Genomic DNA, 14,298 nt, shown 5'->3' with positions numbered 1-14,298 from the left:
CTCAGTGCGCCGACACCGGCACGGGCACCGGCCCCGGTGCCGGCGTGCGTCCCAGCACCATCACCAGGACGACTCCAATGACCGCGCAGCCCGCCAGGAAGATCAGGCTGGCGAAGTCCGTGCCGGTCTGGTCTTTCAGGATGCCGAAGACCTTGGGGCCGAAGTAGCCGCCCAGGTTGCCGATGGAGTTGATGGCCGCAATGCCGGCCGCCGCTGCCGCGCCGCTGAGGTAGGCCGTCGGCAGGGTCCAGAAGATCGGCAGCACGGCAAAGAAGCCGAAGCCCGCCACGCAAAGTGCCGCCATCTTCATGGCCGGGCTGGGCAGCATGGCCGCCATGAGCAGGCCCACAACGATGGTGATGAGTGGAATCGCGGTGTGCCACTTGCGCTCGCCGGTGGCGTCCGAATGGCGGCTCCAGACCACCATGCCGATGGCGCCCACCGCGTAGGGCAGGGCGGTGATGAGCCCGACTTCCATGTGGCCCAGGCCGCCGAAGGCCTTGACGATCTGCGGCAGGAAGAAGCTCAGGCCGTACTGCGGAATGACGGCGGCCATGTACAGCAGGCCGAAGCCGATCACGCGCGGGTTGGTGAGCGACTGCTTCCACGACATGTGGTGGGCCGATTCGCGGCTGGCTCTCTCTTCGTCAAGGCGGCGCTGCAGCCACGCCTTTTCCTGCGCATTCAGCCAGTTCGCGTCCGCGGGCCGGTCCGTGAGGTAGTAGAGCACCCCGAAGGTCAGCAGCAGCGCGGGCAGCGCCTCGATGATGAACATCCACTGCCAGCCATGCAGTCCGCCCATGCCGTCGAGGTTGAGCAGCAACCCCGAGATGGGCGCACCGATCACCGTCGAGATGGGGATGGCGAACATGAAGAGTCCGCAAATGCGCGCCCGGTACGCCGACGGGAACCAGAGAGTCAAGTAGAAGATGATGCCGGGGAAGAACCCTGCCTCGGCGATCCCCAGCAGCAGGCGCACGATGTTGAGCGAGGTCTCCCCGCCCACGAAAGCCTGTGCGCCGGTGATGATGCCCCACGTGAACATGATGCGGGCAATCCAGCGCCGTGCGCCGAACCTTTCGAGTGCCAGGTTGCTGGGCACCTCGAAGAAGAAGTAGGCGATGAAGAAGATGCCCGCCGCGCCGCCGAAAGCGGCTGCACTCAGCCCGAGGTCCTTGCTCATGGAGGCGCCGGCAAAGCCGATATTGACGCGGTCTAGATAGGCAATGAAGTAGCAAAACATCAAGAACGGCACAAGCCGCCACGACACCTTCGCCATGGTCTGGCGTTCGATCGAGTCCATGTTGTCTCCCTGAGTTTGTAATTGCCGGCCAAGCCAATGACCGGCGATCCACCATAGCGCTCGCGGCCAAGTGCACGCAAGCGAATTCAGGGGTGCGAGGTAACGGCTTGTCCACTTGGCGACTCGGGAAGCGGGTTGCGCACTTGGTTGCAAGTGGCAACTTTGCGCGTCGCGCACGCGGGCGGTCGGCTGCCTCAGCGTGTGGACGTCAGCGTTTCTTTTTCGGACGGGGGGACGTAGCGGCTTCCGTCATAGCGCAGCGTGAAGGTCTTGTAGCTCGCAGGCTCCGTCTGCTCCATGCATTCCTCGCCTTGCAACGCGTTCGACGTTTTCCAGTCCGTGCGCTGCAGGATCAAGTCGGCCAAGCCGTTGTTCATCGACTTGGCCACGGACATCATGCTTTGCTGCTTCTCGAACTGGCCATTGCAACTGGTGTCCCAATGCCCGCGTTCCATGTTCATCTCGAGCGCGTCGAGCACGCTGCTGAGCTTGTTGCCCTTCAAGGCATAGAGCGAAAGGGTTTCGTTCGACGAAGGGTGCTGGCTGAAGGGACTGCTGCGCCGCATGATCCGAAGGCCGAAAACGTGCAGATCGGGTGACAGCCGGTAACGCGTGCTGTCGAGCTCGATGTCGGTCACGGGGTTTGCTTCGCCCTCCATCGGAATCGACCGGATCAGTCGCGCGAGCACCGTTGCGCGTTCGCTGTTGCCGTTGTCGGGTTGCTGCACGACCATCACCTCCAGGTCGAGCGATTGCGCGCCGGATTGGGCGTCGGTGCGTGCCAGCGGCAACACGACGATGCTGCGGCCCATGTTGCCGCGCCAGGGTTCGCATACCGCGAGTTGGTGGTTGAGTTCGCGGCCGGGGTGGAGCTTGGCGTGCAGGCGCTCGGCCAGCCCCGTCTGGCAGGCGGCTTGGCCTGCAAGGGGGATGCAGGCCAGGCAAAGAAAAAGCGACACCGTCAGCTGCCGCGTCATGCCGCCTCCGAGGCTTCAGGCGCCTGCAGCGGCGCGAGCCAGCGCGACGCCGCGGCCTCCAGCGCATCCGCGGGGCCGCTCGTCTCGAGCAGCAGGGAGCCCATGCTCCTTGTGGCGAGTTGGTCGCGGGCGGCCAGGAGACGACGCGTCTGCTGGGCGACGGGCAGGCCGGTGTCCATCAGGTGCACCTCGGGGCCGGCCTGGCGCTGAAGCTCCGGCGCGATGAACGGGTAGTGCGTGCACCCGAGCACCAGCGTGTCGATCTCGCCGCTGCGGTGGCCGAAGGTGCCCAGCGCGCGCACGTATTTCGACGCGAGCGCCTGGATCTCACCCACGTCCAGCCGCTCGATGGCGCCCGCCAGGCCGTCGCAGGCGACCAGGCTGAATCGCGCCTGGCCCTGCAGCGAGTCGCGCAGGACCTCGAACTTGCGGCTGGCCAGCGTGCCGCGCGTCGCCAGCACGCCCACATGCCCGGTGCGCGTGGCGGACGCGGCAGGCTTGAGTGCCGGCTCGACGCCCACCACCGGAAAGTCCGGGTGCTCGGCGCGCACCAGATGAATCGCCGCAGCCGTTGCCGTGTTGCACGCGACCACGAGGGCCTTGATGTGGTGCGCGTCGATGAGCTCCTGCACGATGGTCCGCGTGCGTGCGATCACATGGTCGTCGCCGCGCTCGCCATACGGCGCGTGATGCGCGTCAGAGAAATACACGAAGGCCTCCTGTGGCAACTCGATGCGAAGCGCATTGAGAACGCTCAGGCCGCCCACGCCGCTGTCGAAGACGCCAATCGGGCGATCGGCGCCCGTGGGGTTGCCGATCGGCGAAAGGGTCAAGCCGGTTCCAGCGTGATGGTCTTGAACTCGCCGCTGGCGATGCGCTTTTGCCACTCGGCCGGGCCCGTGATGTGCGCGCTGGTGCCGCCGGCGTCGACCGCCACCGTCACGGGCATGTCGACCACGTCGAATTCGTAGATGGCTTCCATGCCGAGGTCTTCGAAGCCAACGACCTTGGCCTGCTTGATGGCCTTGCTGACCAGGTACGCGGCGCCGCCGACGGCCATCAGGTAGGCGCTCTTGTGCTTCTTGATGGCCTCGATGGCGACCGGTCCGCGCTCGGCCTTGCCGATCATGGCGATGAGGCCGGTTTGCGCCAGCATCATCTCGGTGAAGCCGTCCATGCGCGTCGCGGTGGTCGGGCCGGCGGGGCCGACGGCCTCGCCCTTGATCGGATCGACGGGGCCGACGTAGTAGATGACGCGGTTGGTGAAGTCCACCGGCAGCTTCTCGCCCTTCGCCAGCATGTCGGCGATGCGCTTGTGCGCGGCGTCGCGGCCGGTGAGCATCTTGCCGTTGAGCAGCAGCGTGTCGCCCGGTTTCCAGCTGGCGACGACTTCGGGCGTGAGCGTGTTGAGGTCCACGCGTGTGCTCTTGTTGTAGTCGGGTGCCCAGTCGACCTTGGGCCACAAGTCGAGCGAAGGCGCTTCGAGGTACACCGGGCCTGAGCCGTCGAGCACGAAATGCGCGTGGCGCGTGGCTGCGCAGTTCGGGATCATCGCGACCGGCTTGCTGGCCGCGTGCGTGGGGTACATCTTGATCTTGATGTCGAGCACGGTGGCCAGGCCGCCGAGGCCTTGGGCGCCGATGCCCAGTGCGTTCACCTTCTCGTACAGCTCAAGGCGCAACTCTTCGACTTGCGTGAGCTCTTCCTTGCGCGCGGCCTTGGCCTGCAGTTCGTGCATGTCCAGGTCGTCCATCAGGCTTTCCTTGGCCATCAGCGCGGCTTTTTCTGCGGTGCCACCGATGCCGATGCCCAGCATGCCGGGCGGGCACCAGCCGGCGCCCATCGTCGGCACGGTCTTGAGCACCCAGTCGACGACGCTGTCGCCGGGGTTGAGCATGACCAGCTTGCTCTTGTTCTCGCTGCCGCCGCCCTTGGCCGCAACCGTTACTTCGACGGTGTTGCCGGGCACGATCTCGGTGAAGATCACGGCGGGCGTGTTGTCCTTCGTGTTCTTGCGGGCGAACTGCGGGTCGGCGACGACCGAGGCGCGCAGCATGTTGTCGGGGTGGTTGTAGGCGCGGCGAACGCCTTCGTTGACGGCGTCGTCCAGGCTGCCGTTGAAGCCGCCCCAGCGCACGTCCATGCCGACTTTCAGGAACACGTTGACGATGCCCGTGTCCTGGCAGATCGGCCGGTGGCCGGTCGCGCTCATCTTGCTGTTGGTCAGGATCTGGGCCATCGCGTCTTTGGCCGCCGGGCTCTGTTCGCGCTCATAGGCTTTGGCCAGGTGCGCGATGTAGTCGGCAGGGTGGTAGTACGAGATGAACTGGAGTGCTGCGGCAACCGATTCGATCAGGTCCGCTTGTTGAATCGTGGTGGTCATGGGGGTTTTTGCTTGGACGGATACTGGCAATCCCTCTATTTTGACAGTTCATCTCCATGAAAACCCGTATCGAGAAAGATACCTTCGGCCCCATCGAAGTGCCCGCCGAGCGGCTGTGGGGTGCGCAGACGCAGCGCTCGCTGCTGAATTTCGACATTTCGGGTGAAAAACAGCCAAAGGAGATCATCCGGGCGCTGGCGCAGGTCAAACGGGCTTCCGCGGTCGTCAATCAACGGTTGGGCCTCCAGGACGAAAAGAAGACGCAGGCCATCGTGGCCGCGGCGGACGAAGTCATCGAGGGCCGGCACGCCGACGAATTCCCGCTGGTGGTGTGGCAGACCGGCTCGGGCACCCAGACCAACATGAACGTGAACGAAGTGCTCGCTAACCGGGCGAGCGAGTTGCTCGGCGGCGAGCGCGGCGAATCGCGGCTGGTGCATCCCAACGACGACGTGAACCGCAGCCAGTCGAGCAACGACGTGTTTCCCACCGCCATGCATGTGGCAGCGGTGGATGCCATCACACGCAAGCTGCTGCCGGCCATCGCCAAATTGCGCGGGACGCTGGAGCAAAAGGCCAAGGACTTCGCGGACATCGTGAAGATCGGCCGCACCCATCTGCAGGACGCCACGCCCCTCACGCTGGGCCAGGAGTTCTCGGGCTATGCGGCGCAATTGGCGCATGGCGAGGCGCATGTGCGTGCGTCACTGCCGCACCTGAGCGAGTTGGCACTGGGTGGCACGGCCGTCGGGACGGGCCTGAACGCGCCCAAGGGCTACGCGGTGGCCGTCGCTGCCGAGATCTCGAAGATCACCGGTCTGGAATTCGTCACCGCACCCAACAAGTTCGAGGCCATGGCCAGCGTCGATGCACTGGTCCATGCCCATGGCGCCCTCAAGACGCTGGCCACCAGCATGAACAAGATCGCCAACGACGTGCGCTGGCTCGCGAGCGGCCCGCGAAGCGGCATTGGCGAACTGAGCATTCCGGAGAACGAACCCGGCTCGTCGATCATGCCGGGCAAGGTCAACCCGACCCAGAGCGAAGCGGTGACGATGCTGGCGGCGCAGGTGCTCGGCAACGACGTCGCCATCAACATCGGCGGCGCTTCGGGCAATTTCGAGCTCAACGTGTTCCGCCCGATGGTCGCGCACAACTTCCTGCAGAGCGTGCGCCTGCTGGCCGACGGCATGGTGAGCTTCAACGACCATTGCGCCGTGGGGATCGAGCCGAACCGCGAGCGCATCACGGAGCTGGTGCAGCGCTCGCTCATGCTGGTGACGGCGCTCAACACGCACATCGGCTACGACAAGGCGGCCTTCATCGCCAAGAAGGCGCACAAGGAAGGCAGCAGCCTGCGCGAGGCGGCGATCGCCTCGGGCCACCTCACGGCCGAGCAGTTCGACCAGTGGGTGGTGCCGGAGCAGATGACGGGCCGGTGAGTCCGCCCGGCGTCAGTGGCCGTTGCCGTTGGGCGTGGGCGCCATCAGCCTGTCCGTCAGCGCAATGGCCAGCGCCGACAGCAGGAAGGTGATGTGGATGGCCGTCTGCGCGATCAGCACGCGGTCCGAGTAGTTGTCCGCGTTGATGAAAGTCTTGAGCAGATGAATCGAGCTGATGCCGATGATGGCCGTGGCCGGCTTCACCTTGAGCACCGAGGCGTTCACGTGGCTGAGCCATTCGGGCTGGTCGGGATGCCCTTCCAGCCGCATCCGGCTCACGAAGGTCTCGTAGCCGCCCACGATCACCATGATCAGCAGGTTGGAGATCATCACCACGTCGATCAGCGCCAGCACCACCAGCATGATGACCGTCTCGTTGAGCGAGGTGACCGGCGCATTCGTCTTGTAGCCGATGCTGTTCACCAGGGCCTGCAGCGCGTGCTCGCTCCCGAACACCGCCTGCAGCAGGTGAACGAGCTCGACCCAGAAATGGAAGACGTAGACGGCTTGCGCCGCGATCAGGCCGAGGTACAGCGGAAGCTGGAGCCAGCGGCTGGCGAAAATGAGATTGGGAAGCGGACGCAGCGGAGATACCTTGCCGGGGATAGAGTTGAGCGGGTCAATCGGATCTGTACGGGACATCGATGGGCCTGTTCTACGAAACAATGTTTTGCAAAGCGGGCGATTCTAGGGCGGTGCGGCAATGAACCTGCGCCACGGAAGGAAATGTGCCAGACGTTGCGAACGTGCCCAGTCAGTACCCCGTAAGACCATCCGCAGACATTTGAGCCGCATCGAACCACCAATGCTGGAGGCAATGACCAAATGAGCAGCGCATCGACGATCGAGTCAGTCCTGGTTGAAAACCGCGTGTTTCCGCCCGACGAAAGGGCACTAAAGGGCGCCCACGTCGCCGGCATGGCGGCGTACGACGCCCTGTGCAAGGAAGCCGAGACGGATTTCGAAGGCTTCTGGGCCAAGCGCGCCCGCGCCAACCTGACGTGGACCAAGCCCTTCACGCGCACGCTCGACGAATCCAACGCGCCTTTCTACCGGTGGTTCGACGACGGCGAACTCAACGCTTCGGCCAACTGTCTCGATAAACACGTTGGAACGCCAACGGAAAACAAGACGGCGATCATCTTCGAGGCCGACGACGGCACCGTCACCAACATCACCTACAAGGACCTGCTCGTCCGCGTCTCGCAGTTCGCCAACGCGCTGAAAGAGCAGGGCATCCAGAAGGGCGACCGCGTCATCATCTACATGCCGATGACGATCGAAGGCGTCATCGCCATGCAGGCCTGCGCACGCATCGGCGCCACGCACAGCGTGGTGTTCGGCGGCTTCTCGGCCAAGGCCCTGCAGGAACGCATCATCGACGCGGGCGCCGTGGCCGTCATCACCGCCAACTACCAGTTGCGCGGCGGCAAGGAACTGCCGCTCAAGGCCATCGTGGACGACGGCATTGCGCTGGGCGGCTGCGAGTGCATCAAGACCGTGCTCGTCTACGAGCGCACGCTCACGGAGTGGAATCGCGTCGAAGGGCGCGACATCAGCTTCACCGAGGCATTGGCGGAAGTGGAAGGGCTGGCCCTGTGCCCGCCAACGCCAGTGGGCGCCGAGCACCCGCTGTTCATCCTCTACACCTCGGGCTCCACGGGCAAGCCCAAGGGCGTGCAGCATGCGACCGGCGGCTACCTGCTGTGGGCGAAGATGACGATGGACTGGACCTTCGACATCCGGCCTGAAGACGTCTTCTGGTGCACCGCCGACATCGGCTGGATCACCGGCCACACCTACGTCGCCTATGGTCCGCTGGCGGCCGGCGCGACGCAGGTGGTGTTCGAAGGCATCCCCACCTTCCCGCACGCCGGGCGCTTCTGGCAAATGATCGAAAAGCACAAGGTCTCGGTGTTCTACACGGCGCCGACCGCGATCCGTTCGCTCATCAAGGCGGCCGACAGCGACGAGAAGGTCCACCCGAAGAACTGGAACCTCGACAGCCTGCGCATCCTCGGCTCGGTGGGCGAGCCGATCAATCCCGAAGCCTGGATGTGGTACCACCGCAATGTGGGCCACGAGCGCTGTCCGATTGTCGATACCTTCTGGCAGACGGAAACCGGCGGCCACGTCATCACCCCTCTGCCGGGCGCCACGCCGCTGGTGCCGGGTTCGTGCACGCTTCCGTTGCCGGGCATCATGGCGGCGGTCGTCGACGAAACGGGCAAGGACATTCCCAACGGGGGCGGCGGCATGCTGGTCATCAAGCGGCCGTGGCCCTCGATGATCCGCACCATCTGGAACGACCCTGAGCGCTTCAAGAAGAGCTACTTCCCTGAAGAAATGGGCGGCACGATCTACCTCGCCGGCGACGGCGCGGTGCGCAGTGCCGACCGCGGCTACTTCCGCATCACCGGCCGCATCGATGACGTGCTGAACGTGTCGGGCCACCGCCTGGGCACGATGGAAATCGAATCGGCGCTGGTGGCCAAGACCGACCTGGTGGCCGAAGCCGCCGTGGTGGGCCGGCCTGACGACGTGACCGGCGAGGCGGTGTGCGCCTTCGTCGTGCTCAAGCGCTCGCGTCCCACGGGAGAGGAGGCCAAGCAGATCGCGGCCGAATTGCGCAACTGGGTGGCCAAGGAAATCGGCCCGATCGCCAAGCCCAAGGACATTCGCTTTGGCGACAACCTGCCCAAGACGCGCAGCGGCAAGATCATGCGGCGCCTGCTGCGCAGCATCGCCAAGGGCGAGGCGATCACGCAGGACACCTCGACGCTGGAAAACCCGGCAATCCTGGATCAGTTGTCGCAGACGAACTGATCCAGGATGCGGCCGAAGGCCGCCGAGCGCAGGGCGCGGAGCCGGTGAAGACGGCACTCATATCGCGCAGCGATGTGATGTGTCCCGCAAAAGCCGGCGATCCTGGATCAGCTCGCGCAAACCAACTGAGGTTTGACGGGTGAGCCTTGCGACCGTGTCTGACGCGGTGGCAGGGCAATGTGCGTTACAAACGAGCCTTCCAGAAAACATTCAGGAGGCTCGATATGGGACTGCGCACAGGAATCTTGTTGATCGTGGGGCTGGTGATCGCCGCGCTGGCCGCGTTGAACTGGGGCCTGCTGTCCGCGCCGGTGGACATGTCGCTGGGCGTCATGCAGGTCCATGCGCCCCTGGGCCTCGTCATGCTGGCGCTGACCGTGCTGCTGGCCGTGGTGTGCCTGGCGTACGTGCTCTACCTGCAGAGCACGGTGATGCTGGAAACGCGCCGCCACACGAAGGAAATGCAGGTTCAGCGTGACTTGGCCGACAAGGCGGAAGCTTCACGCTTCACGGAGCTGCGGGCCTACCTGGACTCGCAGGAACAACTGCGACTGACGCGTGAGTCGGAGATGCAGGTGCGGGTGACCTCGCGCATCGAGCAACTGGAAAGCGCGATCCGGGCGCGCGCCGATCAGTCGGACAACACGACGGCTGCGCACATCGGCCAACTGGAAGATCGCATCGAGCGGCGCGGCATCCCTGCCGACATCAATCCCCAGCTCTGAAACCTATTTGGTCTGAAGCACCCACGCTGCGAGCTTCTTCGCGTCGGCGTCGTTGACCTGCGTGTTGGCGGGCATGGGCACCGGGCCCCAGACGCCTGCGCCGCCCTTGATGATCTTGGCGGCGAGCATGTCGACTGCTCCCTTGTCGTCCTTGTACTTGGCGGCAACGTCCTTGAAGGCGGGGCCGATGACCTTCTTGTCGACGCCGTGGCAGGCCATGCAGTTCTTGGCCGTCGCGAGGGCGAGGTCGGCGAAGGCGGGCGCAACAAGACAGGCCGACAGTGACAAAAACAACAACGATCGTTTCATAAAGTTAATTCTGCGTGGGGGTGCGTTAAAGTCGATCCAGCGCGATTGTAGGTAGCGCTGCGCGCGCATGTGACGCGGCGCAAATCAACGCCGGAGAGATTTTCAATGTGGTTTTTGGGCTTGGGCCTGCTGGGTGTGGCCCTGAAGTTCTTCGAGATCGGACCCGTGGCGCAATGGTCTTGGCTGATGGTGTTGATCCCCTTCGGCCTTGCAGTCGTCTGGTGGGCTTATGCCGACTGGTCGGGGTACACCAAGCGCAAGGTCATCGAGAAAGAGAACGCGCGGCGTGCGGATCGGATTGATCGGCAGCGCAGCCAGTTGGGGATGTTGAACAGCCGTTCGGCTCGCAAGCGCCGCGGGCGCTGAGCAAGCAACGACTGCAGCCCGACGCCGGGCATTTCTATTGCAGCATGCCCGGCTTGCCGGTGCTTGGCTTCGATCTTCTTGCCGACCACCACACGCGTCGTTTCCTGCTCGATCCACACAGAGGATCCCGCATCGCCCAGCGCGCCACGAACAGCGTAGGTCTTGTTGGGCTCGGGCACAAACTGGATGGTGCCCTTCACTTCGTAGACCGGATTGGTGAGATCCAGGACAGGCGCCGCGTTTTCATTTCTTGTCCTCTCCCTTTTTCATGAGTCGATGGCTTCGGTGCAGGGCACAAGCAAAAAACGCCTGCGTGCGCCCCCGAAGGAGCGCAACAGCAGGCGTTGACTTGAGCAGCGTTGAAGCGGTGCGCAAGGCCCCGATCGACTTGACGCTCAGTACTTGTCGAGCACCGCGCCCGAGCTTGCGCTGGAGGCGTTGAACGCGAACTTGGCCTGGACGCCACGAGTGTAGCGAGGGGCCGGCGGCTTCCAGCCTTCGCGGCGCTTGGCCAGTTCGGCTTCGGGCACGTTGAGTTCGAGGATGAGCTTGTGCGCGTCGATGGTGATCGAATCGCCTTCGTTCACGAACGCGATGTTGCCGCCCGCCGCCGCTTCCGGCGCGACGTGGCCGACCACCATGCCCCAGGTGCCGCCCGAGAAGCGGCCGTCGGTGATGAGGCCCACGCTTTCGCCCAGGCCTGCGCCGATGAGCGCGCCGGTCGGTGCCAGCATTTCCGGCATGCCGGGGCCGCCCTTGGGGCCGAGGTAGCGCAGCACCATCACGTCGCCGGCCTTGATCTTGCCGTCCAGGATCGCTTTGAGGGCAGACTGTTCGTCGTCGAAGACGCGTGCCGGGCCGGTGATGACGGGGTTCTTCAGGCCGGTGATCTTGGCCACGGCGCCTTCGGGCGAGAGGTTGCCCTTGAGGATGGCGAGGTGGCCTTCCTCGTACATGGGCTTGTCGATGCCGCGGATCACGTCCTGGTCGGCGCGCGGCGTGTCGGGCACGTCCGCGAGCACTTCGGCAATCGTCTGGCCGGTGATGGTGATGCAGTCCCCATGCAGCAGGCCGGCGTTGAGCAAGACCTTCATTACTTGCGGGATGCCGCCGGCCTTGTGCAGGTCCACGGCCAGGTACTTGCCGCTGGGCTTCAGGTCGCACAGCACGGGCGTCCGCTTGCGAATGCGCTCGAAGTCGTCGATGGACCATTCCACGTCCGCGGCGTGCGCGATCGCCAGGAAGTGCAGCACCGCGTTGGTCGAGCCGCCAGTGGCCATGATGACGGCCACGGCGTTCTCGATGGCCTTCTTGGTCACGATGTCGCGCGGCTTCAGGTCTTTCTTGATGGCCTCGATCAGCACCTTGGCCGATTCCTTGGCCGAGTTCTGCTTCTCGTCGTGCGGGTTCGCCATGGTGGAGGAGTAGGGCAGCGACATGCCCAGCGCCTCGAATGCGCTCGACATGGTGTTGGCGGTGTACATGCCGCCGCACGAACCGGTGCCGGGGATGGCGCGCTTTTCGATTTCCGTGAGGTCTTCGTCGCTCATGTTGCCCGCGGCGTTCTGGCCGACGGCTTCGAACACGCTGACGATGTTGAGGTCCTGGCCCTTGTAGCGGCCCGGCAGGATGGTGCCGCCGTAGACGTAGATGGCCGGCACGTTGGCGCGCAGCATGCCCATCATGCCGCCGGGCATGTTCTTGTCGCAGCCGCCGACCACCAGCACGCCGTCCATCCACTGGCCGCCGACGCAGGTCTCGATGCAGTCCGAGATGACCTCGCGGCTCACCAGCGAATACTTCATGCCTTCGGTGCCCATGGCCATGCCGTCGGAGATCGTCGGCGTGCCGAAGACCTGTGCATTGCCGCCGGCTTCCTCGATGCCTTCGATGGCCGCATCGGCCAGTTTTTGCAGGCCCGAGTTGCAGGGCGTGATGGTGCTGTGGCCGTTGGCCACGCCGACCATCGGCTTCTTGAAGTCGCCTTCCTCGTAGCCCATGGCGTAGAACATGGAGCGGTTGGGCGCGCGCGACTTGCCTTCGGTGATGTTGGCGCTGCGGCGGTTGATCTGGATCGTTTTCGTGTCCATCGCGGTCTTTCCGGTCTGTCTCGTAGGGGCCCCAAGTATCGGCGCGTTCATTGATTGCTTCCAATCCATTTTTCGTGTCCAACTGATATGCTGCGTGAATGAGTCAGTTGATCGATCTGCGGGCGTGGCGCCAGTTCTTGGCGGTGGCGGAAGAGCTTCATTTCGGCCGCGCCGCGGTGCGCCTGCACATGACGCAGCCGCCCGTCACGCAGGCCATTGCGCAGCTTGAAAAGTCGCTTGGCGTGATGCTCTTCGACCGCACGCGCCGACGCGTCGCGCTCACGCCGGCTGGTGAAGCCTTGCTGCCGGACGTGCGCGACTTGCTGGCGCGGGCGCAGGCCTTGCCCGCGCGCGCTCGCGCGGCGGCGGCGGGCGAAGTGGGGCGCGTGCGCCTGGCTTTCGTTTCGACCATCGGCTTCGAGCGCCTGCCGGCATGGGTGCGTGAGTTTCGCGCGACCAGTCCGCAGGTGTCGCTGGAACTGGTGGAAGCCACGGGCGACGTGCAACTCGAAGGCTTTGCGCGCGGCGAGATCGACGCCGGCCTGATGCTTCATTCGCCCGGCTTCGCGCCACCCGGCCTGCATCGCCTGGCCGTGGCAAGCGAGCCGCTGGTGCTGGCCTTGCCACAACAGCACCCGCTGGCGCGCACCGGCCAACTGTCGCTGGAGGCGGCGCTGGCCGAGCCGCTGGTGATCTTTCCGCGTCGCATCGTGCCCTCGCTGCACGACGCCATCTTCGGGCTCTATCACGCCGCGGGACGCACACCCGTCGTCGCGCAAGAGGCGATCCAGATGCAGACCATCGTCAATCTGGTCTGGGGCGGGATCGGCGTGGCGTGGGTGCCCGAGAGCGTCACGCAGTTCCAGCGCGCAGGCGTGGTCTATCGGCGGTCCGATGAGTTCGCGGCGCCTGCACGGCAGCGAAAAGCCGTGTCGCTGCCAGCTTGCGAAACCAGCCTCGTGTGGCCGGTGGAAGAAGAGAAGCCCGCACTCCAGCGCTTTGTCGAATTTGTGAAGGAACGCGGCTTGGCACAATAGGCCAATGCTGATGTATCCCCAGATCAACCCGATTGCCCTGCAACTCGGACCGATCGCCATCCACTGGTATGGCCTGACCTATCTCGCGGCCTTCGGGCTTTTCTACTTCCTGGGCACGCGCCGCCTGCAACACGAACCCTTCCGCTCGGTGACCACGCCCACAGCGTGGACCCGGAAGGACGTGGAGGACATCCTCTTCCTGGGCGTGATGGGCGTCGTCGTCGGCGGGCGCCTGGGCTATTGCCTGTTCTACAAGCCGGGCTACTACCTGACGCACCCGCTGGAAGTGTTCTTCGTCTGGCAAGGCGGCATGAGCTTCCATGGCGGCCTGCTGGGCGTGATTGCCTCGATGGTCTGGTACGCCCATTCGCGTGCAAGACCCTTCTGGCAGGTGATGGATTTCGTCGCCCCTTGCGTGCCGACCGGATTGGCGGCGGGACGTGTCGGCAACTTCATCAACGGCGAGTTGTGGGGGCGCTTCTCGAGCCCCGATCTGCCGTGGGGCATGGTGTTTCCGCAAAGCGGCTCGATGCTGCCGCGCCATCCCTCGCAGGTGTACCAGTTCCTGCTCGAAGGATTGCTGCTGTTCGTCGTGCTCTGGCTGTATGCGCGCAAGCCACGCCTGGAGCGGCGTGTTTCCGCCGTGTTCGTCGCGGGCTATGGCGTGCTGCGCTTCATTGCCGAGTACTTCCGCGAGCCCGACGATTTCCTCGGCCTGTTGGCGCTGAACATGAGCATGGGCCAATGGCTTTGTGTGCCCATGGTCCTCTTCGGCATCTGGCTCTACTGGAGCGCGGGGCGCGTGGCGCCTGCAGCGCTCGCACGCCGCTGAATCTCCTT

Annotated in this window: 13 protein-coding genes; 6 read left to right on the top strand and 7 right to left on the bottom strand. The window is 64.7% G+C overall.

Annotation, left to right across the window (positions count from 1 at the left end):
• Position 1: 1 nt before the first annotated feature.
• The 4 genes from QTI66_RS10380 to QTI66_RS10365 form a co-directional block, all read right to left on the bottom strand.
• Positions 2 to 1,303 carry an MFS transporter gene (locus QTI66_RS10380; protein WP_286559429.1) on the bottom strand — a complete coding sequence of 434 codons (1,302 nt, stop codon included), beginning with the start codon at positions 1,301 to 1,303 and terminating at the stop codon, positions 2 to 4.
• A gap of 194 nt (positions 1,304 to 1,497) precedes the next feature.
• Positions 1,498 to 2,280 (bottom strand): PA3715 family protein, encoded by a 783-nt coding sequence (locus QTI66_RS10375; protein ID WP_286559428.1) that lies wholly within the window; start codon positions 2,278 to 2,280, stop codon positions 1,498 to 1,500.
• Positions 2,277 to 3,113 carry a glutamate racemase gene (gene murI, locus QTI66_RS10370; RefSeq protein ID WP_286559427.1) on the bottom strand — a complete coding sequence of 279 codons (837 nt, stop codon included), beginning with the start codon at positions 3,111 to 3,113 and terminating at the stop codon, positions 2,277 to 2,279. Before murI ends, QTI66_RS10375 begins: the two co-directional genes overlap by 4 nt.
• On the bottom strand, positions 3,110 to 4,663 hold the full coding sequence (locus tag QTI66_RS10365) for a fumarate hydratase (protein ID WP_286559426.1): 1,554 nt from the start codon (positions 4,661 to 4,663) through the stop codon (positions 3,110 to 3,112). Before QTI66_RS10365 ends, murI begins: the two co-directional genes overlap by 4 nt.
• A gap of 56 nt (positions 4,664 to 4,719) precedes the next feature.
• Between QTI66_RS10365 and fumC the strand changes: the two genes are divergently transcribed.
• The gene (gene fumC, locus QTI66_RS10360; RefSeq protein WP_286559425.1) at positions 4,720 to 6,105 is read left to right on the top strand and encodes a class II fumarate hydratase; all 1,386 of its coding nucleotides are present in this window, start codon (positions 4,720 to 4,722) and stop codon (positions 6,103 to 6,105) included.
• Between the two features lie 12 nt (positions 6,106 to 6,117).
• Here fumC and QTI66_RS10355 read toward each other — a convergent pair whose 3' ends face one another.
• Positions 6,118 to 6,747, bottom strand: coding sequence for a YqhA family protein (locus QTI66_RS10355; protein ID WP_286559424.1), 630 nt, complete (start codon positions 6,745 to 6,747; stop codon positions 6,118 to 6,120).
• Positions 6,748 to 6,930: 183 nt separating this feature from the next.
• Between QTI66_RS10355 and acs the strand changes: the two genes are divergently transcribed.
• Entirely contained in the window at positions 6,931 to 8,931 is a 2,001-nt protein-coding gene (gene acs / locus QTI66_RS10350; RefSeq protein WP_286559423.1) for an acetate--CoA ligase, read from the top strand.
• Between the two features lie 224 nt (positions 8,932 to 9,155).
• Positions 9,156 to 9,656: a LapA family protein gene (locus QTI66_RS10345; protein ID WP_286559422.1), complete on the top strand. Its 501-nt coding sequence runs from the start codon at positions 9,156 to 9,158 to the stop codon at positions 9,654 to 9,656.
• A 3-nt stretch (positions 9,657 to 9,659) separates the two neighbouring features.
• On the opposite strand, the gene QTI66_RS10340 is transcribed toward QTI66_RS10345, so the two are convergent.
• Complete coding sequence (locus QTI66_RS10340) at positions 9,660 to 9,965, bottom strand: c-type cytochrome (protein ID WP_286559421.1); 306 nt, start codon at positions 9,963 to 9,965, stop codon at positions 9,660 to 9,662.
• Positions 9,966 to 10,070: 105 nt separating this feature from the next.
• Between QTI66_RS10340 and QTI66_RS10335 the strand changes: the two genes are divergently transcribed.
• Positions 10,071 to 10,331 (top strand): TIGR04438 family Trp-rich protein, encoded by a 261-nt coding sequence (locus QTI66_RS10335; RefSeq protein WP_286559420.1) that lies wholly within the window; start codon positions 10,071 to 10,073, stop codon positions 10,329 to 10,331.
• A gap of 395 nt (positions 10,332 to 10,726) precedes the next feature.
• On the opposite strand, the gene ilvD is transcribed toward QTI66_RS10335, so the two are convergent.
• Positions 10,727 to 12,421, bottom strand: coding sequence for a dihydroxy-acid dehydratase (gene ilvD / locus QTI66_RS10330; RefSeq protein WP_286559419.1), 1,695 nt, complete (start codon positions 12,419 to 12,421; stop codon positions 10,727 to 10,729).
• A gap of 98 nt (positions 12,422 to 12,519) precedes the next feature.
• Here ilvD and QTI66_RS10325 point away from each other — a divergent pair, with 98 nt between their 5' ends.
• Positions 12,520 to 13,458 carry a LysR family transcriptional regulator gene (locus tag QTI66_RS10325; protein ID WP_286559418.1) on the top strand — a complete coding sequence of 313 codons (939 nt, stop codon included), beginning with the start codon at positions 12,520 to 12,522 and terminating at the stop codon, positions 13,456 to 13,458.
• A gap of 4 nt (positions 13,459 to 13,462) precedes the next feature.
• A complete protein-coding gene (lgt, locus tag QTI66_RS10320; RefSeq protein WP_286559417.1) occupies positions 13,463 to 14,290 on the top strand; it encodes a prolipoprotein diacylglyceryl transferase in 828 nt (275 codons plus the stop codon).
• The last annotated feature ends 8 nt before the right edge of the window (positions 14,291 to 14,298 follow it).

This window comes from Variovorax brevis (assembly GCF_030317105.1).
In the GTDB taxonomy this organism is placed as follows: Bacteria; Pseudomonadota; Gammaproteobacteria; order Burkholderiales; family Burkholderiaceae_C; genus Variovorax; species Variovorax brevis.
The sequence above is the reverse complement of the archived record's forward strand: the minus strand, read 5'-3'. Positions and strand labels throughout refer to the sequence as shown.

What these genes read in the sequence shown, in the direction of transcription:
- QTI66_RS10380 (WP_286559429.1), bottom strand. Translation starts at nt 1,303, where the DNA reads ATGGACTCGATCGAACGCCAGACCATGGCGAAGGTGTCGTGGCGGCTT.
- QTI66_RS10375 (WP_286559428.1), bottom strand. Translation starts at nt 2,280, where the DNA reads ATGACGCGGCAGCTGACGGTGTCGCTTTTTCTTTGCCTGGCCTGCATC.
- QTI66_RS10365 (WP_286559426.1), bottom strand. Translation starts at nt 4,663, where the DNA reads ATGACCACCACGATTCAACAAGCGGACCTGATCGAATCGGTTGCCGCA.
- fumC (WP_286559425.1), top strand. Translation starts at nt 4,720, where the DNA reads ATGAAAACCCGTATCGAGAAAGATACCTTCGGCCCCATCGAAGTGCCC.
- QTI66_RS10355 (WP_286559424.1), bottom strand. Translation starts at nt 6,747, where the DNA reads ATGTCCCGTACAGATCCGATTGACCCGCTCAACTCTATCCCCGGCAAG.
- acs (WP_286559423.1), top strand. Translation starts at nt 6,931, where the DNA reads ATGAGCAGCGCATCGACGATCGAGTCAGTCCTGGTTGAAAACCGCGTG.
- QTI66_RS10345 (WP_286559422.1), top strand. Translation starts at nt 9,156, where the DNA reads ATGGGACTGCGCACAGGAATCTTGTTGATCGTGGGGCTGGTGATCGCC.
- QTI66_RS10340 (WP_286559421.1), bottom strand. Translation starts at nt 9,965, where the DNA reads ATGAAACGATCGTTGTTGTTTTTGTCACTGTCGGCCTGTCTTGTTGCG.
- QTI66_RS10335 (WP_286559420.1), top strand. Translation starts at nt 10,071, where the DNA reads ATGTGGTTTTTGGGCTTGGGCCTGCTGGGTGTGGCCCTGAAGTTCTTC.
- ilvD (WP_286559419.1), bottom strand. Translation starts at nt 12,421, where the DNA reads ATGGACACGAAAACGATCCAGATCAACCGCCGCAGCGCCAACATCACC.
- QTI66_RS10325 (WP_286559418.1), top strand. Translation starts at nt 12,520, where the DNA reads ATGAGTCAGTTGATCGATCTGCGGGCGTGGCGCCAGTTCTTGGCGGTG.
- lgt (WP_286559417.1), top strand. Translation starts at nt 13,463, where the DNA reads ATGCTGATGTATCCCCAGATCAACCCGATTGCCCTGCAACTCGGACCG.